The 25,547-nt window shown below is 42.5% G+C and carries 25 protein-coding genes, 5 tRNA genes and 1 other annotated feature; of the genes, 26 read left to right on the forward strand and 4 right to left on the reverse strand.

The features are described from left to right. The first annotated feature begins 40 nt into the window (after window positions 1-40). The 14 genes from ACIZ62_RS01675 (at window position 41) to ACIZ62_RS01740 (ending at window position 7,626) form a co-directional block, all read left to right on the forward strand. Complete coding sequence (locus ACIZ62_RS01675; RefSeq protein ID WP_162624499.1) at window positions 41-526, forward strand: metallophosphoesterase family protein; 486 nt, start codon at window positions 41-43, stop codon at window positions 524-526. 27 nt (window positions 527-553) lie between these two features. Further along, window positions 554-1,459 (forward strand): ABC transporter ATP-binding protein, encoded by a 906-nt coding sequence (locus ACIZ62_RS01680; RefSeq protein WP_111888266.1) that lies wholly within the window; start codon window positions 554-556, stop codon window positions 1,457-1,459. An 8-nt stretch (window positions 1,460-1,467) separates the two neighbouring features. Then, window positions 1,468-2,250: an ABC transporter permease gene (locus tag ACIZ62_RS01685; protein ID WP_111888265.1), complete on the forward strand. Its 783-nt coding sequence runs from the start codon at window positions 1,468-1,470 to the stop codon at window positions 2,248-2,250. A gap of 130 nt (window positions 2,251-2,380) precedes the next feature. Next, window positions 2,381-2,454: transfer RNA gene (locus ACIZ62_RS01690), tRNA-Gly, on the forward strand. A 19-nt stretch (window positions 2,455-2,473) separates the two neighbouring features. After that, window positions 2,474-2,550: transfer RNA gene (locus ACIZ62_RS01695), tRNA-Arg, on the forward strand. 25 nt (window positions 2,551-2,575) lie between these two features. Next, window positions 2,576-2,652: transfer RNA gene (locus ACIZ62_RS01700), tRNA-His, on the forward strand. A gap of 21 nt (window positions 2,653-2,673) precedes the next feature. Then, window positions 2,674-2,749: transfer RNA gene (locus ACIZ62_RS01705), tRNA-Gln, on the forward strand. A 173-nt stretch (window positions 2,750-2,922) separates the two neighbouring features. After that, window positions 2,923-2,998 (forward strand) — tRNA-Lys (locus tag ACIZ62_RS01710). A gap of 148 nt (window positions 2,999-3,146) precedes the next feature. Then, the gene (locus ACIZ62_RS01715; protein ID WP_162624498.1) at window positions 3,147-3,887 is read left to right on the forward strand and encodes an alpha/beta fold hydrolase; all 741 of its coding nucleotides are present in this window, start codon (window positions 3,147-3,149) and stop codon (window positions 3,885-3,887) included. A 1-nt stretch (window position 3,888) separates the two neighbouring features. Then, window positions 3,889-4,428 (forward strand): peptide-methionine (S)-S-oxide reductase MsrA, encoded by a 540-nt coding sequence (msrA, locus tag ACIZ62_RS01720; RefSeq protein ID WP_111888263.1) that lies wholly within the window; start codon window positions 3,889-3,891, stop codon window positions 4,426-4,428. Between the two features lie 82 nt (window positions 4,429-4,510). Continuing rightward, entirely contained in the window at window positions 4,511-4,879 is a 369-nt protein-coding gene (locus ACIZ62_RS01725) for a YccF domain-containing protein (protein WP_111888262.1), read from the forward strand. Between the two features lie 134 nt (window positions 4,880-5,013). Continuing rightward, the gene (locus ACIZ62_RS01730; RefSeq protein ID WP_414151830.1) at window positions 5,014-6,045 is read left to right on the forward strand and encodes a methionine ABC transporter ATP-binding protein; all 1,032 of its coding nucleotides are present in this window, start codon (window positions 5,014-5,016) and stop codon (window positions 6,043-6,045) included. After that, window positions 6,035-6,694, forward strand: coding sequence for a methionine ABC transporter permease (locus ACIZ62_RS01735; RefSeq protein ID WP_111888261.1), 660 nt, complete (start codon window positions 6,035-6,037; stop codon window positions 6,692-6,694). Before ACIZ62_RS01730 ends, ACIZ62_RS01735 begins: the two co-directional genes overlap by 11 nt. A gap of 119 nt (window positions 6,695-6,813) precedes the next feature. Then, the gene (locus ACIZ62_RS01740; protein WP_111888260.1) at window positions 6,814-7,626 is read left to right on the forward strand and encodes a MetQ/NlpA family ABC transporter substrate-binding protein; all 813 of its coding nucleotides are present in this window, start codon (window positions 6,814-6,816) and stop codon (window positions 7,624-7,626) included. 137 nt (window positions 7,627-7,763) lie between these two features. On the opposite strand, the gene ACIZ62_RS01745 is transcribed toward ACIZ62_RS01740, so the two are convergent. Next, on the reverse strand, window positions 7,764-8,093 hold the full coding sequence (locus tag ACIZ62_RS01745) for a hypothetical protein (RefSeq protein ID WP_111888259.1): 330 nt from the start codon (window positions 8,091-8,093) through the stop codon (window positions 7,764-7,766). 119 nt (window positions 8,094-8,212) lie between these two features. Beyond that, window positions 8,213-8,536 carry a hypothetical protein gene (locus tag ACIZ62_RS01750; protein WP_414151117.1) on the reverse strand — a complete coding sequence of 108 codons (324 nt, stop codon included), beginning with the start codon at window positions 8,534-8,536 and terminating at the stop codon, window positions 8,213-8,215. Window positions 8,537-8,824: 288 nt separating this feature from the next. Here ACIZ62_RS01750 and ACIZ62_RS01755 point away from each other — a divergent pair, with 288 nt between their 5' ends. The 3 genes from ACIZ62_RS01755 (at window position 8,825) to cobT (ending at window position 12,314) form a co-directional block, all read left to right on the forward strand. Beyond that, window positions 8,825-9,496, forward strand: a complete 672-nt coding sequence (locus tag ACIZ62_RS01755; protein WP_111888257.1) for a response regulator transcription factor — start codon at window positions 8,825-8,827, stop codon at window positions 9,494-9,496. After that, entirely contained in the window at window positions 9,493-11,184 is a 1,692-nt protein-coding gene (locus ACIZ62_RS01760) for an ATP-binding protein (protein ID WP_414151118.1), read from the forward strand. Before ACIZ62_RS01755 ends, ACIZ62_RS01760 begins: the two co-directional genes overlap by 4 nt. A gap of 77 nt (window positions 11,185-11,261) precedes the next feature. Beyond that, entirely contained in the window at window positions 11,262-12,314 is a 1,053-nt protein-coding gene (cobT, locus tag ACIZ62_RS01765) for a nicotinate-nucleotide--dimethylbenzimidazole phosphoribosyltransferase (protein WP_111888255.1), read from the forward strand. Between the two features lie 112 nt (window positions 12,315-12,426). Here cobT and ACIZ62_RS01770 read toward each other — a convergent pair whose 3' ends face one another. Both ACIZ62_RS01770 and ACIZ62_RS01775 read right to left on the reverse strand, forming a co-directional pair. After that, the gene (locus ACIZ62_RS01770) at window positions 12,427-13,146 is read right to left on the reverse strand and encodes a hypothetical protein (RefSeq protein WP_414151119.1); all 720 of its coding nucleotides are present in this window, start codon (window positions 13,144-13,146) and stop codon (window positions 12,427-12,429) included. Then, window positions 13,143-13,979 carry an ATP-binding cassette domain-containing protein gene (locus ACIZ62_RS01775; RefSeq protein ID WP_414151120.1) on the reverse strand — a complete coding sequence of 279 codons (837 nt, stop codon included), beginning with the start codon at window positions 13,977-13,979 and terminating at the stop codon, window positions 13,143-13,145. Before ACIZ62_RS01775 ends, ACIZ62_RS01770 begins: the two co-directional genes overlap by 4 nt. Before the next feature lie 188 nt (window positions 13,980-14,167). Beyond that, window positions 14,168-14,437: a binding site (T-box leader), on the forward strand. 63 nt (window positions 14,438-14,500) lie between these two features. Between ACIZ62_RS01775 and ACIZ62_RS01780 the strand changes: the two genes are divergently transcribed. The 9 genes from ACIZ62_RS01780 to ACIZ62_RS01820 all read left to right on the forward strand — a co-directional run bounded on the left by ACIZ62_RS01780 (window position 14,501) and on the right by ACIZ62_RS01820 (window position 25,397). Continuing rightward, window positions 14,501-15,799: a phenylacetate--CoA ligase family protein gene (locus ACIZ62_RS01780; RefSeq protein ID WP_111888252.1), complete on the forward strand. Its 1,299-nt coding sequence runs from the start codon at window positions 14,501-14,503 to the stop codon at window positions 15,797-15,799. Between the two features lie 11 nt (window positions 15,800-15,810). Then, window positions 15,811-16,248, forward strand: coding sequence for an amino acid-binding protein (locus tag ACIZ62_RS01785; protein WP_111888251.1), 438 nt, complete (start codon window positions 15,811-15,813; stop codon window positions 16,246-16,248). A gap of 128 nt (window positions 16,249-16,376) precedes the next feature. Beyond that, window positions 16,377-17,024: a TetR/AcrR family transcriptional regulator gene (locus tag ACIZ62_RS01790; RefSeq protein ID WP_111888250.1), complete on the forward strand. Its 648-nt coding sequence runs from the start codon at window positions 16,377-16,379 to the stop codon at window positions 17,022-17,024. Window positions 17,025-17,192: 168 nt separating this feature from the next. Further along, the gene (locus ACIZ62_RS01795; protein WP_111888249.1) at window positions 17,193-17,885 is read left to right on the forward strand and encodes a response regulator transcription factor; all 693 of its coding nucleotides are present in this window, start codon (window positions 17,193-17,195) and stop codon (window positions 17,883-17,885) included. Beyond that, entirely contained in the window at window positions 17,854-19,962 is a 2,109-nt protein-coding gene (locus ACIZ62_RS01800) for a sensor histidine kinase (RefSeq protein ID WP_414151121.1), read from the forward strand. The genes ACIZ62_RS01795 and ACIZ62_RS01800 overlap by 32 nt, the downstream gene beginning before the upstream one ends. A gap of 210 nt (window positions 19,963-20,172) precedes the next feature. Then, window positions 20,173-20,925: a DeoR/GlpR family DNA-binding transcription regulator gene (locus tag ACIZ62_RS01805; protein ID WP_414151122.1), complete on the forward strand. Its 753-nt coding sequence runs from the start codon at window positions 20,173-20,175 to the stop codon at window positions 20,923-20,925. Next, window positions 20,922-21,836, forward strand: a complete 915-nt coding sequence (gene pfkB / locus ACIZ62_RS01810; protein ID WP_111888246.1) for a 1-phosphofructokinase — start codon at window positions 20,922-20,924, stop codon at window positions 21,834-21,836. Before ACIZ62_RS01805 ends, pfkB begins: the two co-directional genes overlap by 4 nt. A gap of 16 nt (window positions 21,837-21,852) precedes the next feature. Further along, window positions 21,853-23,763 (forward strand): fructose-specific PTS transporter subunit EIIC, encoded by a 1,911-nt coding sequence (locus ACIZ62_RS01815; RefSeq protein WP_322520051.1) that lies wholly within the window; start codon window positions 21,853-21,855, stop codon window positions 23,761-23,763. 197 nt (window positions 23,764-23,960) lie between these two features. Beyond that, entirely contained in the window at window positions 23,961-25,397 is a 1,437-nt protein-coding gene (locus tag ACIZ62_RS01820; RefSeq protein ID WP_111888245.1) for a YDG domain-containing protein, read from the forward strand. Window positions 25,398-25,547: the final 150 nt, after the last annotated feature.

Genomic DNA, 25,547 nt, shown 5'->3' on the forward strand with positions numbered 1-25,547 from the left:
GGATCCTTTAATTAAGCAGAAGGAAGGGATGGAGGATAAAATGAAAATTGGTGTAATGAGTGACAGCCATGGTAATTTAAAAGCGGTAAAACAAGCCGTCCAGGAGATGGGCCAAGTGGATGTGATGATTCATCTTGGAGACTATGTCGAAGATGCCCTCTATCTGCGTACGATCACAAATACCCCCATCCACATCCTGAAGGGCAATTTGGATTCTTTTGCTGATGATGGCAGTATGTCGCTGGAGACCATTTTGGGCGGCTTTAAATTTTTTGCCTGCCATGGCCATAAGTACGGCGTCAAGAACGATTTGCACCGTCTTTACGTTGCCGGGTTGGAAAAAAAGGCCGAGGTGATTCTTTATGGTCATACCCACCACGCTTATATCGAAGATGATGGCCGCATTCTAATGATGAACCCTGGCTCGGTGGGGGCTCCCAGAATGGGAGATCCTGAAAGCTATGGATTGATTATCATTGAGAATGGCGAAATTAACGCAAAAATCATCCCGCTTTGGCGCGACTGACAGAAAGACGGAAAAAGGAGGCAATCAATGCTGAGTATTAAAGATGTATCAATGACCTATCAAAAAGGGAAAAAAGAGGCTTTAAAAAATATCAATCTAGAAATTTTAGAAGGCGAATTTACCGCCTTGCTGGGGCAAAATGGGGCGGGAAAAAGTACCCTGATCAATATTCTTGCCGGTAATGTAAAAAAGACCCGGGGAGATGTCAGTATCGGCGGGTACAGCCTCGACAGAAATGAGCTTGAAACAAAAAAGATTATTGGCATTGTGCCCCAGGATACCGGGTATGATTTTGTTTTTACCGTAGATGAAGCGCTAAAAAAACAGTCCGGCTATTTCGGGATCAAGGATAACAAGGAATACATCGATGAAGTTCTGGACGCTTTGTACTTAACCGAAAAGAGAAGCGCCAGAATCCGGGATCTATCCGGAGGGATGCGACGGCGATTTTTAATCGCCAAGGCATTGGTTCATAAACCCAAAATTCTGATTCTGGACGAACCGACAGCAGGAGTCGATATTGAAATGCGGCATACCTTATATGATTTTCTGGTTAAGCTGCATGAATCGGGTACCACCATCATCCTGACCACTCATTATATTGAGGAAGCCGAAAAACTGTGTAAGCGGATTGTAATTATTGATGGTGGAAAAATTATTGCCGATGAGCCTAAAGAAGAGTTGATGGATGCGTTTTCCCGGGAATCCATCATTGAAGTTCATTTTGAAGATGAGCTAAGTCTAGCTGATTTTGATTTTTTAAGTGACTACCACCCGCATATCGAAGACAAAACCAGACTTCAATTGAAGGCCTCAAAGAAGGACTTGTCCAAAGTCTTTCGACAACTGTCAGAGAAAAACATGGAATTTACTAATCTGGTGGTGGAAAGACCAAAGCTCGAAGATATTTATTTAAATATCATCAAACATTAGGAGAACAGATGAAAAACAGGATATTTTACAATAGAATTGGATTTTTAACCCTCCTGAACAAGGAAATTCATCGGTTTATGAAGGTGCCAGTTCAGACGGTTCTGGCTCCGCTTATTTCAAACATTTTATACATGTTAATCTTTGGGGGGATGCTTCAAACCAGGGAGGTCGGGATCGAAGGGATTAGTTATCTTAATTTTTTAGTGCCCGGCTTAGCGACAATGGGGGCGATTTTTGCCGCGTTTCAAAATCCGGCGTTTTCAATGATTTCGCAAAAATTTCAGAATACCATTCAGGATTTAAACAGCTACCCGATCTCAATTACCGAAAAAATTCTGGCCTTTGTTTTTGGGGGGATGTTTCGTGGGGTGCTGGTGGGTATTCTAACCTATGCGGCAACAATTTTCTTTGTCGGTTATGAAGTAGTGCATCCACTGTTTTTTGTATTGGCATTAACCGCAACATCCTTTGTCTTCGCATCACTGGGTTTGATTGCCGGGCTGGTGCTGGATAACTTTGAAAAGATGAATTTTGCATTGGCAATTATCATTACGCCTCTTACCTATTTAGGTGGTGTGTTTTTTGAAATTTCAAAGTTGCCGGGATTATTATCTTCCATTAAATACATAAACCCGATCTATCCCCTGGTTAATGTTTCCCGATATGCCTATATTGGGGTATGTGAAGGCAATATTGTGATTCATGTTATTTTAACAATTGGCCTTGTTATTAGTGTATTTTTAGTGGCGGCGCATATTTTTAAAAAAGGTGTGGGCATTAAAACCGTCTAAGACATTTCATTTTTTGATGACGGATTACGGTGTGTTTGCAAAATAAAGCGAGCATCAAATAAAAAATAAAAAGTAGTTGACAACTCTTTCTATTTAAAGTATACTAACACTTGTCTCTAAGAGAGGCAATGCGGGTGTAGCTCAGTGGTAGAGCCCTGGCCTTCCAAGCCAGTCGCGAGGGTCCGATTCCCTTCACCCGCTCCATTTTTGCGAAAAGAATTGAGCGCCTGTAGCTCAGTAGGATAGAGCAACGGCCTTCTAAGCCGTGTGCCAGAGGTTCGAATCCTCTCAGGCGCACCATTTATTTTATCGTATTTATCTCGTGGTGGGTATAGTTCAATCGGTTAGAGCGTCGGATTGTGATTCCGGAAGTTGTGGGTTCGAGTCCCATTATCCACCCCATTTCAATAGCATTATATTAATAGGGGTATAGCCAAGTTGGTAAGGCACAAGATTTTGATTCTTGCATCCGTAGGTTCGAGTCCTGCTACCCCTGCCACTTTTGCTCGGCAGAGAAGACAGAAAAAAGACATGACCCATTAGCTCAGTTGCAAAGCAGAGAACCAAAAATGCACGACCGAAGGAAGTGAACATTTTTGTGTGAATCGCTTAGTTAGGCAAAGTTGAGTATTCATTATCGTTTGGAGACAAACAAAAAGTAAATTATAGCATGACCCATTAGCTCAGTTGGTAGAGCATCTGACTTTTAATCAGGGTGTCGGGCGTTCAAGTCGCCCATGGGTCACCATTTGAAATCAAAACCGCAGTGATTGCGGTTTTTTTATTTTTTGAAAAATGTTAAAATGACTTAAATGTTGTTTTATAACGGGTTGGGGTATAAAATAGAGCAAATCTGTATTATCATGTCATTTTGGAATGAAAAGGAGCAGATGGTTATGAAACAAGGGCAAAGCTTAATACGTATCAGCAAAATAATTGGAATGGTATTGGTGGCGCTTGTCATTATAACATTGACCTATCTGGGAGATTATTACCATGCTGATCAAACTGCCCATGAGGCCCTGATCTCAGGAAATCAGGTAATTGTCAGGGAAGAAGGAAATCTGACCATATTTATGCCAACAACAGGTCAGGATGAAACGGGTTTTATCTTTTACCCCGGTGGTAAGGTGGAAGATATCGCTTATGCTCCGCTGATGCGCTCACTGGCGGAACAAGGCTATCCGGCCGTGATTGTGGGGATGCCCTTTAATCTGGCCGTGTTTAATGCAAACGGTGCTGACAAGGTGTTGGAAGCGTTGCCGGAGATCGAGCATTGGATCATGGTGGGTCACTCTTTGGGTGGCGCCATGGCTTCGGACTATCTGGCCGAACATGAAGACAAGGTAGCGGGGCTGACTTTATTAGGTGCTTATCCCAATGAATCGCTTTCTCAGAGCAGTCATTCGGTAGTGACTCTATATGGCAGCGAAGATCAGATTATTAACCAACAGGGCTTTACCGAAGGCCGAAATAAGCTGCCGGTCACGGCCCGTTATTATGAAATAGCAGGTGGTAATCATAGCGGATTCGGTAATTATGGAGAACAGTCCGGCGATGGGATCGCATCTATTTCATCGGCTGAACAGCAAGCGATAACAATAGCAAAAATTATGGAAATCTGGAAAGGAAATTGATATGGAAAACAATAAAAAAGAAAACAGCAAAGAAATCGTTTTGGCTGGAGGTTGTTTCTGGGGAACGGAAATGTATTTTAAAGCCATCAGAGGGGTTGTTAAGACGGAGGTGGGTTATGCCAACGGAAAAACCCCGAATCCCTCCTATGAGGATGTGTGCCATGGAAATACCGGGCATGCTGAAGTCGTTAAGGTGCTTTATGACAATCAGGTGATCAGCTTACCATTTTTGTTAAGTCTGTATTTTGAAGTCATCGACCCGGTAGCGGTCAATCGTCAGGGGAATGATCGAGGCACTCAATACCGTACCGGCATTTATTTTTCGGATCCTTCCGATGAAGCGGTGATATTAGAATCAGTCGATCAGTTAAGGCAGCAATACGGGGTGCCCCTGGCCATTGAAGTATTGCCGCTTGAAAACTACAGCTCTGCAGAAGCTTATCACCAGGACTATCTGTTAAAGAACCCCGGAGGTTATTGCCATATCGGCAACCGTGAGTTTAAAAAGGCGGCGGTAGCCCGGGACCCATCTTTAAAATAAGAAGCGGGTCATTAAAAACTGACGTAAAAAGCAGTTACTTTCACAAGAAACAAATAAAGTGACATTGAAAAGAGGGAAAAGTATGAGCATCATTGGTAACATTATCTGGATTATTTTGGGGGGCCTGATTATGGCGATCGCTTGGCTTTTAGCCGGCATTCTCTGCTGCATTACCATTATTGGTATCCCGTTGGGATTGCAGGCTTTTAAAATGGCGCAGTTAGTCCTCTGGCCATTTGGTAAAACCGTTGATTATTCAAACATGGGAACCGGATCGGTAATCTTAAATATTTTGTGGATCCTGATTTTCGGTTGGGGTTTAGCCGCGGGATCTGCGATTCTGGGGATTATTTACTGTATTACCCTGGTTGGGATACCCTTTGGATTACAATGGTTTAAATTTGCCAAACTGGCATTGTTTCCATTTGGCGCACAAATTCGCGATATTTAAGTAGCCGAAGGTGCTATTAAGCTTGACAAGAAAATGAAATCGATACTATAATAAACGGTGGGTGTGTGTTAAACCCACTGTTTTTAAGATGGTTTTATTTATTTAAATTTGTTGATTATAGGAGGGTAAGGAACATCGAAACGAAAAAGACGTCCCAAAAACCCATCATTGAAATAAAGGATCTGGGGAAAACCTTTCGTCCTAAAAGCGGCGAAGTAAAAGCGTTAGATGGCATAAATCTAAGCATCGACCAGGGCGATATCTATGGAATTATCGGTATGAGCGGGGCTGGTAAAAGCACCCTGGTTCGCTGTATCAATCTTCTTGAAAAGCCCACCAGCGGCAGTGTTTTTATTGATGGACAGGATATATCAAAAATAGCCGAAAAAGAACTGAGAGCGGTACGTTATTCGGTGGGTATGATTTTTCAGCAATTTAATTTGCTGATGCAACGAACTGCCGAAAAAAATATTCTTTTTCCCCTTGAAATTGCCGGGGTGGATAAAGAAACGGCCAAAAAAAGAACCGCTGAACTGTTGGAGTTGGTTGGCTTGCCCGATAAAGCCAAGGCCTATCCTACCCAGTTGTCGGGGGGACAAAAACAACGGATCGCGATTGCCAGAGCCTTGGCTAATAACCCTAAGATTTTGTTATGCGACGAGGCGACATCAGCTCTGGATCCATCGACAACCAATTCCATACTCAAGCTGTTAAAAGAAATCAATCAAAAATTGGGCATTACCATTGTGATCATCACCCATGAAATGAGTGTGGTGGAGCAGATTTGTAGCCATGTGGCAATCATCGATAAAAGTAAAATTGCCGAAAACGGTGAGGTTGAAGAGATCTTTAAAAACCCCAAAACCGAGATTGCCAAAAAAATGATTTTTTCTGAAGGTGATCAGGGTTCGGTGGTGATGGGCAAAAACACGTATCGAATTGTCTTTGATGAAAAATCATCCAGTGATTCGGTGATTGCAAAAATGATCCTCGAAACAAAATGTCTGGTGAATATTCTCCATGCCGACATGAAAAATATTGATGGCTTTGCTTTTGGGCAAATGGTGATCCAATTGCCTGAGGATGAGCTGAGTGCGGCACGGGCCGTTAATTATCTCCGCTCACATCAAATTACGGTTGAGGAGGTGGGTACCCATGTGGGATAGTTCAATGACGGCATTGATGGTTCAAGGAACCCTTGAGACCCTTTATATGACATTGGCGTCAACACTTCTGGCCTATGTTATTGGGTTACCGATGGGCGTTTTGCTGGTCACCAGCGATTCCGATGGGATTGTCCCGATGAAGTGGCTTAATAAGGTACTCAACATGGTGGTCAATATTACCCGGTCGATCCCGTTTTTGATTTTGCTAATTGCAGTGATTCCTCTGACAAGGCTGATTACCGGGACAACCATTGGATCAACGGCAACCATTGTACCGCTGGTGATTGCAGCGGCACCATTTATTGCCCGGTTGGTGGAATCTTCTATTAAAGAGGTGGATTATGGGATTATTGAAGCCTCACTGTCAATGGGCGCCAGTCCGATGCAGGTGGTGACCAAGGTGATGATTCCTGAGGCGAAGCCCTCGTTGATTATTGGCGCAGCCATTGCGACCACCACTATTTTAGGTTATTCCGCGATGGCAGGGATTGTCGGTGGCGGCGGCCTGGGAGATATTGCCATCCGCTTTGGCTACTATCGTTATGAAACGGGTATGATGGTGATAACCGTAATATTACTGGTTTTAATCGTCCAGCTCTTTCAAGAAGTTGGTATGAAAATTGCCCAAAAACAGGATCGCCGAAAATAAAGAATCAGGATTTTACGATCCGCAGATAATTTGGGTTGACAGTAAACACCGCCCATGTTATATTACATATTATTCAACTAGGAATTATATGAAAGAAAAGAAAAGAAAAGGAGAAGATCATGAAAAAATTAGGTTTAGTAGTATTGGTCAGTGTTCTCGGTTTGGCCCTATTTTCAGGCTGTGCGGCGAAAGGCACAGATGACAAAACCATTGTAGTCGGGGCCAGTCCAACACCTCATGGAGAGATTTTAGCGGTTGCTGGTGAAGTATTAAAAGAAGAGGGATACACCCTTGAAGTTAAAGAATTTACCGATTATGTTCAACCGAATTTAACCTTGGAAAATAAAGAGTTAGATGCCAACTTTTTCCAGCATCTCCCCTACCTGGAAGACTTTAATGTGAAAAATAATACCAAGTTGGTGAGTGCCGGTGCGGTTCATTATGAACCATTGGGCTTATATCCAGGTAAATTAAAAACTTTGGATGCCATTGTTGATGGATCAACGATTGCCATCCCAAATGATACAACAAACGAAGCCAGAGCACTTTTATTACTTGAAACAATTGGCTTAATCAAGGTTGATCCGAATGTTGGTTTGGAAGCAACACCAAAAGACATTATTGAAAATCCCAAAAATCTTGTTTTTAAAGAACTGGAGGCGGCTCAACTGGCACGCTCACTTCCGGATGTTGATTTGGCTGTTATTAACGGAAACTATGCCATTGAAGCAGGACTGAATGCCGGAACCGATGCCATCGCGAAAGAAGAAAAAGATTCCTTAGCGGCACAGACCTATGCCAACATTGTGGCAGTACGAACTGGAGATGAAACAAGTGAAAAAACATTGGCACTGATGAAAGCGCTGCAAAGCGAAAAAGTGATCAGCTTTATCGAAAGCAATTACCAGGGCGCTGTTGTACCGATGTCTTAAGTCCTAATTTCTGGAAACGTCTCAAACCGAGACGTTTCTTTTTTTATTAAAAATCGTCCTGAAGTAGAGTTATATAAATAAAAAAGCCGCAATGATCGTTTACGATCATTGCGGCTTTTAAAAGTAAGGGTGAATGATTAACGGGTTCTTCCGCCATGTCGCATTCCAGATCCATCTTGAGGATGGGTACCGCCGCCGACATCACAAACACCATCGCCGTCTGCGTCAACAAATGCGCCAGTGCCAGCGCCGCCAGTGCCAACAGGATTTCCGGTTAAATCACAGAGACCATCGCCGTCAGCATCACCGGTTCCCTGACAATTCTCATACAGTCTTTCGCCGCCGTTACCTTGACCAAGACCGGATCCATCACCAGCACCCCGGCCATTGCCGTTCGCGGCAAAGGTGGTACCTGCTGTTGCTAACATTAATGCTAACGATGTGACTAAAATTAATTTTGCTTTCATTGTAAATTCCTCCGTTTTTTTATTTTTGTGATTCTTTTACTACCTTCATTATACAATTGCTTTATGTCATTCATGTGTCAAAAAGGTCATATTAATAATTATTAAAATATGAGGTTCAATCAAAAACTTTGATTACCACGTTGCAGACCAGATCCATCTTGAATAGGGATGTCGTCACCAATGTCACAAACACCGTCTTCATCAACAAATGCATTGGTACCGGATTCATAGCCTAATCCGCCAGTGCCGACAGGATCCCCAGTGAGGTCACAGATGCCATCACCGTCAGCATCAACTGATTCCTGACTGTTTGCATATTGTCGCTCTCCGCCGCGACTCTGACCAACGCCACTGCCCTGCCCGTAACCTGAAGCGGCAAAGGTTGTACCTGCTGTTGCTAACATTAACGCCAATGATGATACTAAAATCAATTTTGCTTTCATTGTAAATTCCTCCGTTTTTTTCTTTCGATGTTTGTATTATAGGATAGCTGTATGTCATTTAGGTGTCAGATGTTAAGAAATTAATTTTTATAACCGTAAAGATGATATAAACAAAAGATGTATAACGATATAACAAAGACAATTGTTTAAAGGTTAGAAAAAAATGAGGATGGTGTGTTAAAATATAAAATTATAAGTTGTCCTTTATAAAATCAATAAAAGATATGTTTTGACACAAAATTGCCATCAAAAAATGATAAGCTGATAAAGGTAGTGGAGGTATATATAATGAAAGGCATTCGCATATTAGTGGCTGAGGATGAAGAAAAACTGCGAGAAATCGTTTTAAAATATTTAAAAAAAGAGGGCTATGAAGGTTTCGGGGCGGCGGACGGAGAGGAAGCATTGGACCTTTGGACAGAAAAACAACCGGATTGTATTATTCTCGACGTAACCATGCCGAAAATGGATGGGTTTGAAGTGCTGGAAGAAATAAGGGAAACGGACAATGTGCCAGTCATCATGCTCACGGCTCGAAGAGAAGAAGAAGATAAGATTCAGGGATTTGAAGTTGGCGCAGATGATTATGTAACAAAACCCTTCAGTCCCCGAGAATTGATGGTCCGAATCAAAGCCTTGCTAAAAAGAAGCGGGGTTGCTACAACTGAAAATAAGCTTGATGTTTGTGGAATGAGATTAAATTCAGACGAACGACAAATAACAATTCATAATGAAATTATTAACCTCACACAAAAAGAATACGAGGTTTTAAGCTATTTTGTCAATCATCAGAAATTGGTGTTATCTAGAGAGCAGATTCTTGATCGGATTTGGGGATATGATTATGATGGTGATATACGTGTTGTTGATACAACCATCAAACGATTACGTAAAAAAATGGGAGATAAAGGAGAGTGCATCCAAACCGTCAGAGGGCTGGGGTACAAGTTTAAAGAATGAGAAGTTCGATTTTTTCGAGATTAATGCTCTATCTTGGGGCTTTCTTTCTGGTGCTTTGTTTATTAACGTATTATGTCCTGGGTTCCTATTTTGAGGTATACTATACTGAGAAAAGAACCGCGGCCTTAATTGATAAAACGAATCAGGCTGTAACAATGTATAATCAGAATGGATTAACCCCCGAACTTCAATTATTTATTGATGTCGCTGAAGAGGAAGGGATTGTTGTTGAAATTATTGGGCAGCAAACGGGCGCTGAAGATAGCTCTTTTGAAGATGTTTCGATAGAAACTAGAACCGCTGAAATAGTGACAGCGAGTCAACGACGTGATGAGATTAATCAAATGGATCGTTTGGGACTGACAAGTGTTGAAAAAAAACGTTTGGCAGCAGGTGGTGAACACAGTGGTGAGGGAAAAGAAACGGGTGCTGGCGCCGGCAGTGGTGCCGGTAATGCGTCGGGATCGAGTAGTGATTCGGGCAGTGGTACCGGTAGCGGATCGGGCAGCGGATCGGGCAGTGGATCAGGTAGTGGTTCCGGTAGCGGATCGGAAAATGGTAAGGGCTCTGGTGCTGGTCAACAGAATAGTCTGGAGAATCAGGTGAAAGAGCATCAGGAAGATGAAAGTTTTATTATTGTGCTGGGAAATGATGATCACCAGGTTGAGTGGCTGACCCATAAGGTTTTAGCTGCTGATGGCGCCCTGATTATCGGACGTATTCCGCTTTACTCAGTTCACGAGGTCATTGAGATTGTGGAAAATTTTCTGCTGGTATTCTTAATGATTGTTTTTACGTGTTCGCTTGTTTTTGCCTATTTTTTTTCTCGGGGTATTTCAAAGCCCATTATTTCATTAAATCAAATTTCCGGAGAAATGGGAAATCTCAATTTTACAAAAAAATATCAGGGAACTAGAAAGGATGAGATCGGTCAGCTAGGAGAAACCTTGAATCATATTTCGGATGAATTGGAAGGGGCTATTTTAAAACTTCAGGAAGAACTGAGTAAAGAACGTGCATTTGAAAAGATGCGGCAGCGTTTTACCGCTCAGGTGTCTCATGAAATCCAAACCCCATTGGCGGTGATAAAAAGCTATGCTGAAGCATTAGAGGATGGCATTCTTGAGAATCGGGATGAAGAATTGGAATACTTTGTGACGATCCAGCGGGAAGCTGATAAAATCAGCGGAATCGCGAGCGATCTTTTAGATCTGGCCCAAATCGAATCGGGTGCCTATCAGCTTAAAAAAGAAAGCGTTTCTGGGGTTGAGGTCATCGCTTCGGTGGTTGAGCGGTTTGTAAATACCTATCCGGGAAACAATATCGTTTTTAATAATCATTGTGATCCAGAAAAAAAAGTGATCATGGACCGCAAGCGGATGGAACAGGTTTTTTATAATCTTTTAAACAATGCCATCAAACATGTCAGTCCAACTGACGGAATAATTCAGGTTGGCTGTGAAAGCCAGGAAAAAGAGTGGATTGTTTCTGTTTATAATGTGGGTAAGTCAATTCCGCAAGATGAGATTAATCATATCTGGGAATACTTTTATAAGGCCCAATCGGATAAAAAAGGCACTGGTTTAGGTCTGGCAATCGTCAAAGGCATTATAATCTGCCATGGCGGCAAGGTGGCTGTGGATAACCGCGATAATGGTGTGTGGTTTGAAGTGCGACTTCCGCTGTAAAACTTAAAAAATTGAATTTTCAAAGTTCGCAGATATGTTATAATGAGAAAAAACAGTTGAGTTGACAGGAGTAAGAAATGAGTTTATTAAATGAAACAGTGGGAAAAATTAAGCCGCTTAATGAAGAAATGATCAAAACCGCCAAGGATCGAGTGGATTTTCTACTTAAGCCGGTGGGCAGTCTGGGAACACTGGAAGAGATCGCCGTGCAGTTAGCCGGCATTACCGGCGAAATGTATCCGGATGTCAGCAAAAAAGCGATGCTGGTTTTTGCTGCCGACCATGGCGTCTTTGAAGAAGGCGTTGCTGCGGCACCCCAGGAAGTAACCGACCTGATGGCGCAGATGATCGTTGCTGGCAAAAGCGGCGTTGCCGCTTTAAGCAAACAAGCTGGCGCCGATGTTTTTGTCTGTGATGTTGGGATGAAATCGGATTTGGAACCAAAATCAAAAATTTTGGATAAAAAAATCAGAAAATGCACATCAAATATGAAAAAAGGTCCGGCGATGTCCCGGGAAGAAGCCGTAAAGTCCCTGGAAGTAGGAATCGATGTGGCCCAACGCGCCATCGATAACGGGTATAATATTCTCGGCACCGGTGAAGTGGGGATCTCTAATACGACGGCTAGTGCCGCTATTATCGCAGTCCTTAGTGGTGTTGATCCGGGGGAACTAACTGGTGCCGGAGCGAATCTGTCGGAAGATAAGCAGGTTATCAAAGCCCAGGTGATTCGGGATGCCATTGCTCTTAATCAACCCGACAAAACCGATGCCATCGATGTCCTGGCAAAGGTCGGCGGATTTGAGATCGGTGCTATGGCCGGTGCGATGCTGGCCGGAGCCGCCAATCATATTCCGGTTTTAATTGATGGTTTTATTTCCACCGCTGCGGCCGCCATTGCCATCGGGATTGATCCCAAGGTAAAAGGCTATTTAATCTGTTCCCATGCTTCGGCTGAAAAGGGGGCCGCTTTTGCGTCGGAATTTATCGGTGCTAAACCATTTCTGAACATGGGTATGCGTCTGGGAGAAGGCAGTGGTGCTGCGATCGCCTTTAATATTGTCGAATCTGCCTTATACATGAATCGCGAAATGGCAACCTATGGCGATGTTGGTCTGGGTGTTGTTTAAGAATAAAATCCAAGAATTAAATCAATAACACGAAAGCCCATCAGAAGTGAAATCTTTTGATGGGCTTTTTCAGAATTTGTTTAGCAACAGCGCGTTTTGAGATACCAGGGGTCTAGAATTTAGCGCGTTTTAAAAGTTCGATTTGACCAATTATTAAAACGAACCCATAAATGATGGTTAGGGCAACGGGTAATGCCATGGCCGGGAGGCTGAAAAACTCCAGGCCGGTAAATGCGGCGAGGATATCAAAAACAGGCGGGAAAACCCAGGCGATCAAGCGGGTTTGGGGAAAATAATCGGCCAGGGCGCCCTTTGATATCCCCATGACAGCAACAAAGAACAACAGCAGCACGGCCATTTTTCGGTTTCGGATAATTCGGGGATGAAAAAATGAACCGGTCATGGTCCCTAAAAAGGCCATTAAACAATGAAGGAAAAGTCCAATCGCCACATCTTCAAACTGTAAATTGCGGGTAAATAAGTGATTGTTGTTGATAACATTTAAAACCAGCGGATACAAGATGCCAATGATACTCATAACAACGCCAATAATCAGCAGCACGGTCAGTCGGCTCAGGTAATAAAGAGTGTCGTTATTGATCCTTAGCAAAACTAGCTGTTCGGTAACCGGATTTTCAAGTTCAGCGTAGCTGAAACCGACATAGGCCATGATAAAGAAAAGAACACCGGCCGATTCGGAAAAACTGGAAACAATGGAAAAGGGCATGATCCCGTAAGCGGTAAATAAATAGATCAGGTAGATTAAAAAGGGGAGCAGTAATTTATAGGATTTGAGATAGGTTTTAAAGTGATAAACTAACAAATTCTTCATTGGCTTATCCCTTCCATGGTTCGCAGTTTAAACTCTTGTTTTAACAGCTCCTTTAAAACAACATCACTCTGATCCCTTGGAACAATCAGTTTTAAACGGTTATGATCCCATTCGGCCTGCTCAATTAAAGTCTGTAGCGCTGGATCAATCGCCGATTTGGCCAGTGCTTCAAAAATCATCAGATCATATTTTATTTCCTTTAAGCCGGATAAATCCATTGGTATTAACTGATGATCTAATAGTTCGTAGGCGGAGTGAGCCAGTTGTTTAACGAGAAAACGCTCATGACAGGACATGATCGTTGCCACACCTTGTTGATGCAGCTTTTGTACCATGCGGATAAATAATTTTTGAGCTTGGATATCCTGACCGGATAATGGTTCATCCAGCAGTAAGACGTCGGGGGGTGTAAGCAAAGCCTGGATGACGGCGACCTTCTGGATTGTGCCTTTGGAAAGATGTTTGATCGGAACAGCGCCCATGTCTTCCATTTGAAAGGCCTGAAATAACTCTGTCATGCGGGTGGTGACTTGTTTAGGTGCTAAACCGCCGATCAAACCCGTTGAATTAATAAATTCTTCGGGAGTTAAATCAATTTTGGGAAAATTCTCCGGGATGTAAGCTATTTTAAGTTGTGGCGCAGAGTCACGGGAGCCGGAAGAAATTTTTGATAGACCACCGATTAGTTTGAGCAGGGTGCTTTTACCACTGCCATTGGGGCCCATTAAAGCGAGGGCGGATTTTTTTGTGATCGTCAGATTAATATCGTTTAGGATTAATTTTTTTCCGAAATATTTAGAAATTGAGTGAAGTGAGATAAGAATCGTGTCCATAATAACCTCCTAGTCAATCATCAAGATTTACCTGCTGAAAAATTTAGCCACTCTAATCCTATCATATGTTTTTAGCAATATCCATACGTTTCGGCTAGTTCCTGGGGTTTTATGTAAGACCTTTGAGTCGGCTGGTCTAAAAAAATCTTGACATTATTTTGCGGTTAGTAATATAATAATTCAAATGATTAAAAACTGTGAATGAGGAAAGTAATTTCTGTTGGCGTCTTCAGAGAGTTGGTAAGGCTGGAAGCCAATGGCAATGACGGGAGTGAAGTTCCCTCAGGAGTTGATTGGCTGAATGGGTGTGAATAATCTATTTGCAGACTTATTAGGCAGATCCGGTGTTGCTCGCCGTTAGCAAGAGTAAGAACGGGATGGTTAGAAGTCCTGTTCTACAAAGGTGGATTAGTAACTAATCAAATTAGGTGGTACCGCGAGTCAGACTCGTCCTTTTCGATAAGGACGGGTCTTTTTATTTGCATGGCAATAGAATTAAAAAGAAAATTTTGGAGGAAAAGATGTACTGGAATAAGAGCTACGAATGCATGCCAAGAGAAAATTTACAGGAACTGCAATTGGAACGATTAAAGAAAATGGTCAATCGGATCTATCATGATGTTCCCTTTTACCGCAACAAATTTCAGGAAAACGGGTTAATGCCAGAAGATATAAAATCACTGGATGATCTTCAAAAACTTCCCTTTACAACCAAGGTTGATTTACGGGATAATTACCCCTATGGCCTTTTTACCGTACCCCTGGAACAGATTGTTCGCATCCATGCCTCGTCCGGCACCACCGGTAAACCGACGGTAGTGGGATATACCAGGAATGATATTTCGATGTGGTCGGAACTGATGGCTCGCTGCCTGGTCGCAGCCGGTGCCGGTCCTCATTCGGTGATTCAGAATGCCTATGGTTATGGGTTGTTTACCGGTGGTTTGGGGGTGCATTATGGAGCGGAACGACTGGGTGCATCAATTATTCCTATTTCTGGTGGAAATACGGCAAAACAGATTATGATTATGCAAGATTTTGGCTCAACCATATTGACATGCACCCCATCTTATGCTATTTATTTAGCAGAGGTGTTGGCGGAGTCGGGAATTGATCCAGCCAGCCTGAAGATTCGGGCTGGTATTTTTGGAGCCGAACCCTGGTCAGAAAACATCCGCAAAGAAATTGAGAAAAAACTAAAAATTAGAGCCTTTGATATTTATGGTTTATCGGAAATTATGGGGCCGGGGGTTGCCATTGAATGCGAAGCTCAGGATGGTCTTCATGTCTGGGAAGATCACTTTATTCCGGAAATTATTGATCCCGTAACATTAGCGGTGCTGCCTTATGGTGAACAGGGCGAACTGGTGATTACCACCATTACTAAAGAGGGAATTCCGATTCTGCGTTACCGCACCCGGGATATTACCACCATCAAACCGGAGCCCTGTGCCTGTGGACGAACCCACTTGCGCATCAGTCGACTCCAGGGACGCTCCGATGATATGCTAATTATCCGTGGCGTCAATGTCTTTCCGACCCAGATTGAAAGCGTGTTGTTAGAAATTGGTGAAGTGGAACCCCATTATCAATTGGTCGTCAGACGAGACGGCTCCTTGGATACCTTAGAAATTAAAGTAGAGCTCAGTGAAGCCTTGTTCTCGGATCGAATCAGCAATCTGGAGAATCTGGAAAAACGGATCAGAGAACGGATTTTGTCAACCATTGGCATTAGCGCCAAGGTAGCGCTGGTAGAACCCAAGAGCCTTCCCCGAAGCGAAGGAAAAAGCCAACGGGTTGTCGATTTAAGAAAGATTTAGGAGAAGAAAAAATGATACGACAAGTTTCCATTTTCATCGAGAACCATGAAGGCCGACTCAATCATATCCTCAAAATTTTGGCTGATAATAAGATCAATATTCGGTCACTAAATATTGCTGATGCTACCGACTTTGGGATTGTGCGACTGATTTTGCAAGAAACCGAAAAAGGAATTGAGGTGCTTAAAAAAAATGATATTATCACCACGGTTACACCGGTTTTAGCGGCTGAGATTTCTGATGATCCCGGCGGATTAAGTACCCTGGTGGATGCTCTGACTCAGGCAAAAATAAATATTATCTATGCCTACTCCTTCCTGCCGAAAAAAACCGACAATGCTATTATTATCATTCGGGTTGAAGATGAGGTCAAACAAAAAGCAATAAAAACCCTGGAGAAGGTGAAAGAGGTGAATCTTTTGGATCGGGAAACCTTATTACTGAAATAATTGATCGATTTAGGGTAAATTAGAAACTTTTGCCTATTTTACTATTGACATTCCGCAAAACTTTTCGTAAGATCAAAGGTATGAATTAAATGTAACTAATAAAATGATTTATACAGGAAAGGCAAACCATGGCAACGTCAAGAAAAGGAATCCAAACAAAGAGCAATATCATCACAACAGCAAAGGTTTTATTCTATGAGAACGGTTATAATAAAACCGGTATCCAGGACATTGCGGATCACGCTGATGTCAAGCTGGGAACCATTACTTATTATTATAAAAAGAAAGACGATATGATTACCGATATCTACAATGTTTTCTTTTTGGCATTGTACGATTATGTCTCATCGGTATCTGAGAATCTTAATCTTTATACCAAGTATTGTTATTCCCTGGTACTGTATTATGAAGCGATCTTAAACGATGAACATAATAAAACCCTTTATTATGAGGTGTTGGTTAAAAATGTGAATCCCCACGGACGAACCAATATTACCAATACCCTCAATCGGTCCTGTCTGGATTTTCTCAACAAGAACTATATTGAGGCCGATCTGGAAGTGATTGCCCGTTCAGAATACGGGGCTCGAAAAGAGCTTTTTATCGATTTTTATGAAAAGAACATCAAGTTTACCAGCCGGGCAATGATTTATTTCTTTATCCGAAATTTATTCAGACTGATGAATCTGGATGGCGAAATGATCGAAAATACGATTCAGCAGGGCTTTGAATTCTCAAATAAAAACAAACCAGAAGATATTAAATTTTTAATCTAGGACGATTTTAAGGGCAGCAATCCAATGGATGCTGTCTTTTTTTGTGATTGGGAGTCGGAGAACAAAGGGTTTGATTGTAAGAATTTCTTAAGGAAATTCGGCGTTGTTTTGACAGAAGTTTGTGTTAAAGTTGAACCAAGATGAAACAGAAAGGCGGAAGCTAAGATAATGAGTATTTTAATATGTGATGATGAAAAAGAAATCGTTGAAGCCCTGGAACTTTATTTAAAAAATGAAGGGTATACGATTTTAAAAGCTTATACAGGAAAAGAAGCCATCGCTTTGGTAGAAAAAGAGGAGGTCCAATTGATCATTATGGATGTGATGATGCCAGAAATGGATGGCCTTCGGGCCACGATGAAAATAAGAGAGACAAAAAATATCCCAATCATCTTTCTATCAGCAAAAACCGAAGATAATGACAAAATTATGGGTTTAACCATGGGTGGTGATGATTATATTAGCAAACCTTTTAATCCCATGGAGGTCATCGCCCGGGTTAAGTCGCAACTAAGACGCTACAACACCCTGGGCGGATGTCCGGAAAAAGTGGGTACCTATTGTACGGGTGGCCTGGTTCTGGAAGATGACTATAAGCGTTTGACGGTGGATGGCGAAGAGGTGAAATTGACGCCGGTAGAGTACAAGATCATGCTTTTTTTGATGTCGGAGAAAGGAAAAGTTTTTTCCATTGACCAAATTTATGAGAACGTCTGGGAAGAACCGGCTTATAATTCGGACAACACCGTGGCCGTCCATATTCGGCGGATTCGCGAAAAGATTGAAATTAACCCAAAAGAACCGAAATATTTAAAGGTGGTGTGGGGCATTGGCTACAAAATTGAAAACTATCGGGACTAATCAGAAATTTAAAATTACCTGTTCAATTTTGGCGGTGGTCTTTATAACCCTCAGTTTTGCGGCTTTATTTGAAGCCTACTGGTTTAATTGGGATTATACGGCGAATACGAACAATTATCTGGAGAGTGACGAGCTGGGGAATAAGGTGCTGACCGCCTATGATCGGATCGATCGGGTTTATAATTTCTACCAAAGTGAAGAAAATATTCGTGCCGGAAACGCGATTGACACGACCGCGTTAGAGGATTATAAATGGGCTTTATTAGCAGAACAGGATATTTACTATCCGGAAAATATGGGTGTCTCAACCGAACAGCAGATGCTGGATGATCCGGTTTTCTGGGAACCCTACGCGGACAAGCTGGAGGCGAAAAAAAAGCAGCTGATTAATGAGAGTCTCTATCAGTATGAACGATTAAAAAAAGAACTGGAACAAACCCTGGGATTATCCTATGTTATTGAGCGCAAGGGTGTTAAAAACAGTCAACCCAAAGACGTCGCCCAGGATGACCTGCTTAATCGACGGGTAAATTTCACCTATAATAAGGGGGCGGTTTCGTCCAGCCTGCCTAATCTGGATCAGTATGAAAGCTTAGACTATGCCGCTCAACCAGATTTTATTGTAACCATCGGATTTGATGATGCCTATATCGCTCAACGAGAAGTCGGGTATCAGGCCGAACGGTTACAATTTATCTGGCTGATAAGCATTTTTGTATTGTTTTTTATTCTGGCGGCCATTTGTGCGCTGCTAGCTTGTATTTCAGCCGGGCAAAAAAAAGAAGTGGTCGGGATTCACCTTTTACCAATCGACGCATTCTGGATTGATGCTCATTTTTTATTGTTGCTGGGTGTGGAAACACTGGTCATTGCAGCGATTGTATTTTTCTATGATCAAAATTTCCCCAGGGCGGTTATGATCATGCTCTTTGCCGTAGGTGCCGCTTTAGGACTAAACTTTTTATTGTCGCTGGTGCGAATTTTAAAAGATGGCAGTTTCTGGCAACGGTTATTATTACTCAAACTGACTAAACAAATATGGAAATTTATAAAAAACCAATTCAAGAAAATAACCCTCTATTACAATGATGTTATGAAAGGATCCCCGACTGTGAAACGATTTATGTTTTGGGCTATTCTGCTGGTGGTTCTGGCTCTGTCCGTACAGGTGCCAATTCTTGGCATTTGCTCGTTTATCTGCATTATTTACCTGCTTTATCTGGGTGGTAAAAAAGCGAAGAAGTATGACGGCATTCTGGATGGACTGGAACGAATCAAAAATGGCGAGGTTGACTACAAACTGACTGGCTTTGAGGGTGCGTTAGGAGAATTGGCCGAAGGGATTAATGCCATTGGCGATGGCATTTCCCTGGCCGTATCCGAAGAGGTAAAGAGCCAACGGTTAAAAACCGAGTTGCTGACCAATGTATCCCACGATATTAGAACCCCGCTGACATCGATTATCACATCCATTGATCTGTTGAAAAATGGAAAGCTGGATTCAGAGGAAAATCAGAAATATTTAGATATCCTGGAAAATAAGGCTCACCGCCTGAAAGTACTGACCGATGATTTGTTTGAAGCGGCGAAAGCTTCATCGGGGAATGTCGAAGTTGAGTTTCAGGCCGTCGATATGGAAATGTTGATGACCCAGGGTTTGGGTGAGATGGAAGAAGAACTGTCAAAGTCACAGCTTGAGTTTATTACCCAATATCCCAAGGATCTTTTTGTTGTCACGGCAGATGGTCGTCTGATCTGGCGGGTCATCGAAAACCTGCTTTTTAATATTTTGAAATATGCTCAAAAAGAATCTCGGGTATACATTGAGTTTTCAAAATGTGACGAAAATAAAACGGGCACGGTTGTTTTTAAAAATGTCTCAGCCCAACCCTTAAATATTTCACCAGAAGAACTGATGGAACGATTTAAGCGCGGTGATGAAACCAGAAACAGTGAAGGCAGTGGCTTAGGGCTGGCCATTGCCAAGGACTTAATGACAATCCAGCAGGGTGAGCTGAAACTGGAAATTGATGGCGATCTTTTTAAAGCTGCGATCATTTTACCGCTGGCCGAATAAATAAGTGAATATGGAAACATTTAGGAGATAGAAGAAAAAATTCTATCTCCTTTTGATTTGCAAAGAAAAAGTGGTAATAAATCAATAAACAATTAAATCAAGTAAAAAAGAAGTGTTATTGCGCGTTTTTGACTATAAATGACTAAATATGAAATAAAATGGTTGACGATGACTGGCAATGGTGGTATTATACAGAAAAGAGGTGAGGAAATGATTGTTGAAGAACGGTTAGCAAAAATACTTCAAATGGTTGAAGAAAAAAGAGTGGTGACGGTATTGGAATTGTCTGAATCCCTTGATATTTCTGAATCAACCATTCGTAGGGATCTCACAACGCTGGACAAAAATAAAAAACTGCGAAAGGTTCATGGTGGGGCGGCAGCCATTAACGGACGTTTTGCAGCCACTGAGTTCGACGTTGTGCTCAGAGAAGATCATCATCGGACCGAGAAGCAGGCGATTGGACAATTCAGTGCGGGATTGATTGAGAAAGATGATTTTGTCTACATTGATGCCGGAACGACAACCGAGGCCATGGTTGATTCCATCAGTGAAACGAGTGCTGTTTATGTGACAAATGGTATGGTTATTGCATCAAAACTGAGTAAAAGGGGCTGTCGGACAATTATTATTGGCGGTGAAATCAAACCCATCACTGATGCAGTAGTGGGAAGTGAGGCATTAAGTTGTCTGCGCAAGTATAATTTTTCAAAAGGCTTTTTTGGTACCAATGGGATTGATGTGAAAGCGGGCTTTAGTACTCCGGACCCGACTGAAGCACAGGTTAAGCGGGAAGCTTTCAGTCGTTGTAAGACGGCCTACGTTCTGGCGGATCCCGCTAAATTCAATTTGACTGCACCGGTGAGTTTTGGGGCCTTGGATCAAGGCGAGATCATTACTACAAAACTGGAAAATGGTCATTATAAAAAGTATACCAAAATTTGGGAGGTGGATGAGACATGATTTTTACCGTAACCTTTAATCCGTCTTTGGATTATGTGGTCGGGCTTTCATCTTTTCGAGAAGGTGAAGTTAATCGCAGTGAATGGGAGCATATTTACCCGGGGGGCAAAGGGATCAACGTATCCATGGTTCTTAAAAATCTGGATATCCGAAATATTGCCCTGGGTTTTGTGGGCGGCTTTACGGGAAAGGAAATCGAACGGCGTATCAAAGACTTTGGTTGTTACACCGATTTTGTTAAATTAAAATCGGGCAATTCGCGAATTAACGTTAAAATAAAAGCAGGTAAAGAAAGTGAAATCAATGGACAAGGGCCTGGTATTGGCAAAAAAGAACTGAGTCAGCTATTTAAAAAGCTCGAATTTATTGAAACCGGAGATATGCTGGTTTTAGCTGGAAGTATTCCGGCGGCATTACCTGAGGATACCTATGAAAATATTATGAGGTTGCTGGAAAATCGCGGCGTAAAAATTGTCGTGGATGCTACCGGCGAGCTATTGTTAAGGGTTGTTAAGTATCAGCCTTTTCTGATAAAGCCGAATAACCATGAGTTGGGGGACATGTTCGGTGTCACCTTGACGAGTCGGGATGACATCATTACTTATGGCAAACGATTGCAGGAAATGGGCGCCAAAAATGTGTTGGTATCGATGGCTGGAGAAGGCGCGCTTCTCGTTGCTGAAGATGAAAGTATTCATGAAATGAAACCACCGGAAGGCGTGGTTAAAAATTCAGTTGGAGCAGGAGATTCGATGGTCGCGGGATTTATTGCTGGCTATCTTAAAAATCAGGATCTACGTGAGGCTTTTGTGATGGGGGTTGCAACGGGAAGTGCATCTGCCTTTTCAGAAACATTGGCAACCAGAGAAGAGGTTCTGAAGTTGTTGAACAAGATCGAAGAAAACAAATGATAAGGAGGAATAAAAAATGCGGATTATTGATTTATTAAATGAAAAGGGCATTGATCTCGCTGGAAAACCAGCATCCAAGGAAGAAACGATTGAACAATTAGTGGGGTTGATGGCTAAAAGCGGAAAGATTGCAGATAAAGCGGTTTTTAAAAAAGCGGTAATGGTCCGGGAAGCAGAAGGAACGACTGGAATTGGAGAAGGGGTTGCCATTCCTCATGGGAAATCCGCGGTGGTCAAAGACGCTGGGCTGGCAGCTATGGTTATTAAAGAAGGAACTGACTTTGAGGCTTTAGACGGAGAGCCGGCCTATCTTTTCTTTTTGATTGCGGCGCCGGAAGCAGCAAATAATCTCCATCTGGAAGTGTTAAGTCGGTTGTCCACTATTTTGATGGATGAAGAATTTCGTAAGAAGCTCATCGCCTCAAGTGATAAGCAAACGTTTTTAAAGCTCATTGATCAAAAGGAACAGGAAAAATTCGGGGTTGAGAAGACGCCAGAAACGCAGGAAACAGACAGAAAGTATCAACTTCTGGCAGTCACCGCTTGTCCGACGGGGATCGCCCATACGTACATGGCAGCAGAAAGTCTGGAAAGCAAGGCCAAACAAATGGGGGTTACCATTAAGGTGGAAACCAATGGTTCTGGCGGGGTCAAAAATTTATTGACAGCTGAAGAAATTAAAGCAGCCGACTGCATTATTATTGCCGCTGACACTAATGTGGAAATGGGCCGTTTTAATGGGAAACAAGTTATTCAAACAAATGTAGCCCAGGGAATTCACAAACCCAAAGAACTAATAGAAGAAGCTCTGGCGGGAAAGGCAGCAGTGTATTCTGGGGGTGCCCAGACAAGCGAAGAACCCGCTGGTTCTGGGAAAAATGAAAGTGTTGGTCGTAAGGTTTATAAAGACTTAATGAACGGCATCTCTCACATGTTGCCCTTTGTTATCGGTGGTGGGATTCTGATCGCTCTGGCATTTTTGTTTGACGACTACAGCATTGACCCGGCAAATTTTGGAAGTAATACCCCCATTGCGGCCTTTTTGAAACAGGTGGGCGATACGGCCTTTGCATTTATGTTACCGGTCTTGGCGGGTTATATTGCCATGAGCATTGGGGATCGACCGGCTTTAGCCGTTGGTTTTGTTGGTGGTATGCTGGCTAACACCGGCGGCGCAGGTTTTCTTGGGGCATTGTTTGCTGGTTTTGCCGCGGGCTATCTGGTAGTGGGTCTGAAAAAAGTCTTTGCAAAATTGCCGGCCAGCCTGGAGGGTATTAAACCGATATTGATTTACCCCTTCTTTGGTATCTTGCTGATTGGCGCCTTAATGGTCATTGTCATTAATCCCCCGGTTGCAGCACTCAATGCGGCTTTAAGTGCCGGTTTGAACAGCATGGGGACATCCAGTAAGGTCATTCTTGGTATTGTTCTGGGTGGTATGATGGCAGTGGATATGGGCGGGCCGGTCAATAAGGCAGCCTATACATTTGGTCTGGCGTCACTGGCCACTGGTCAGTTTGATATTATGGCGGCGGTGATGGTCGGCGGGATGGTGCCGCCTCTGGGTATTGCCCTGGCAACCACCATCTTTAAAAGTCGCTTCACTAAAAAAGAACGGGAAGCCGGGATTGCCAATTATGTAATGGGGCTTTCTTTTATTACTGAGGGAGCAATTCCCTTTGCCTCAGAAGACCCGCTACGGGTTATTCCTTCCTGTATTGTTGGTTCAGCCCTGGCTGGTGGATTATCGATGTTTTTTGGTTGTACATTACTGGCTCCGCACGGTGGCATTTTCGTATTCCCGCTGGTAGGCAATCCATTTGGTTACGTGATCGCCCTGGCGGCCGGTTCAGTCGCCAGCATGTTGATGCTCGGAATTTTGAAAAAACCAAAAAGCAGTGAGGTTGATGAATTAGAGATTATATAAAAATCGTCACCCTAAAAACCCACCTGAATCAGGTGGGTTTTTAGATGTCATTTTTATGTAATGATTGTAAAGAAATAATCACAAAGTAAATTATAAACGAACAATGGTCTGGTTTCATTGTATACAGAGCTATAAATCGGTATAATTGAACAGAACGTCAGGGTATTGTGATAATTTGTATAAAAAGGAAGTAATCAATGAAAAAGACCAACAGTATCAGGCTGTTTTTATGCTTAGTCTTGACGATCGTTTTGAATGCGACCTGCTTTTATATAAGCGTCCTGGCAGAAAATCAAACTGAACAGGGATCGCTACGTCCGGTTATTCTCTTCTCATCTGATATCGTCTACAATGGAGGACCGCAGGTTTTGGCCACAGTAAATCCCGTTGCCGAGGGACCAGATCTTGATTCGGAACTGATCGAGATCACTTATAAAGGGATTCAGGCAAATGGAGAAATCTATCCCTTGTCAACCAATCCGCCTTCGGAGGTGGGAACCTATCAGGTGTTTGCAGTCTATCGGGGTGACGAAGCCTATGCGAAGATTGAAGATAAAAAAGAAATTAAAATAACGCCGATTGAACTCAAAACATCAGAATTCATTACAGAAAAGCCAATTACTAAAATTTATGATGGTAACATCATAGTTCCTGAGATTGCCTTAAAGGGATTGGGAAACCGGGGTGTTATCGCTGCGGATATCGATAAGGTTGCATTTGACTATGCATCGGCCAGTTTTTTATTTAAGGATGTGAAACCGACAAATTCAAATTTAGTCGTTCTGAAAGAGGTCACGATTTCAGGCGACAAGGGAAATAACTATCTCATTGTCGACGAAATAACAGAGACCAAACCATTGGTGAGCATCAACGTATCATTAGTGGCCAGTATTTTGCCCAAGCCGGTAGAGGTTCTCCTTGCCGGTCAGAATAAGGTTTATGATGGAACCCCAAACCTCAATGAGTATCAACTATCTGTCAATAAAACAGATCTGATTAAGGGCGAAGAATTAGGTGTTTTTGGAGCGGCAGATTTTTATCCTTATTATGGAGAAATTAATACTCGGCAAAAAGATGTGGGAAAATATTATGTATGGGCGTCAGGTGGCTTCTATTTGTATGGCATCGATGGGACCAAGACAGAAAATTATATAATCAACAACCAAACCATCATTTCCAAGGAAAAATATAGCATTACCCCGGCCGCAATAACGGTTATCCCTGGCTATGTTTCGAAAATTCAGGGCGAAGCAGACCCGGCATTAACTTACACTGTCTGGCAGGAGGATTCAGGAGATGGTTTTAATAAAGGATTATATGCTGATGACGTGATGTTCGGATCTTTAGAACGTGAAGCAGGAGAAGCGGTAGGGACCTATGATGTTTTTTTAGGGAGTTTGGATAATCCGAATTATCACCTTAAATTAGCTGATGGAGCGAATAAATTTGAAATTATAAAAAAAGAAGATAAGGTGGCTGTGTATGGCGGAAATGAGTACAGCGATGGCGGCAGCGGAGCCGCTGAGAAGGAAGAGGCGTTGCCGATCCCTTACATGGGCATTGCTTTGTTGCTGTTGTTATTGATTGCGGGAGCCATCTTCTTTGGGAAAAATCGTTTGACCAAAATGGACTAGTTTGAAATAAAAGATCTGTCAATAAAGATAGATCTTTTTTAGTATCATAAAGGGGAGGGAGACGATGTAGAGACAAGTTAAGAAAAACGTTTACAACGGTTTGGATTAATAGATCATAGGATGCTAGTGGTTATAGCAAAAATGGATCAG

The sequence above is a fragment of the Acetobacterium carbinolicum genome (assembly GCF_047456275.1).
Taxonomy (GTDB): domain Bacteria; phylum Bacillota; class Clostridia; order Eubacteriales; family Eubacteriaceae; genus Acetobacterium; species Acetobacterium carbinolicum.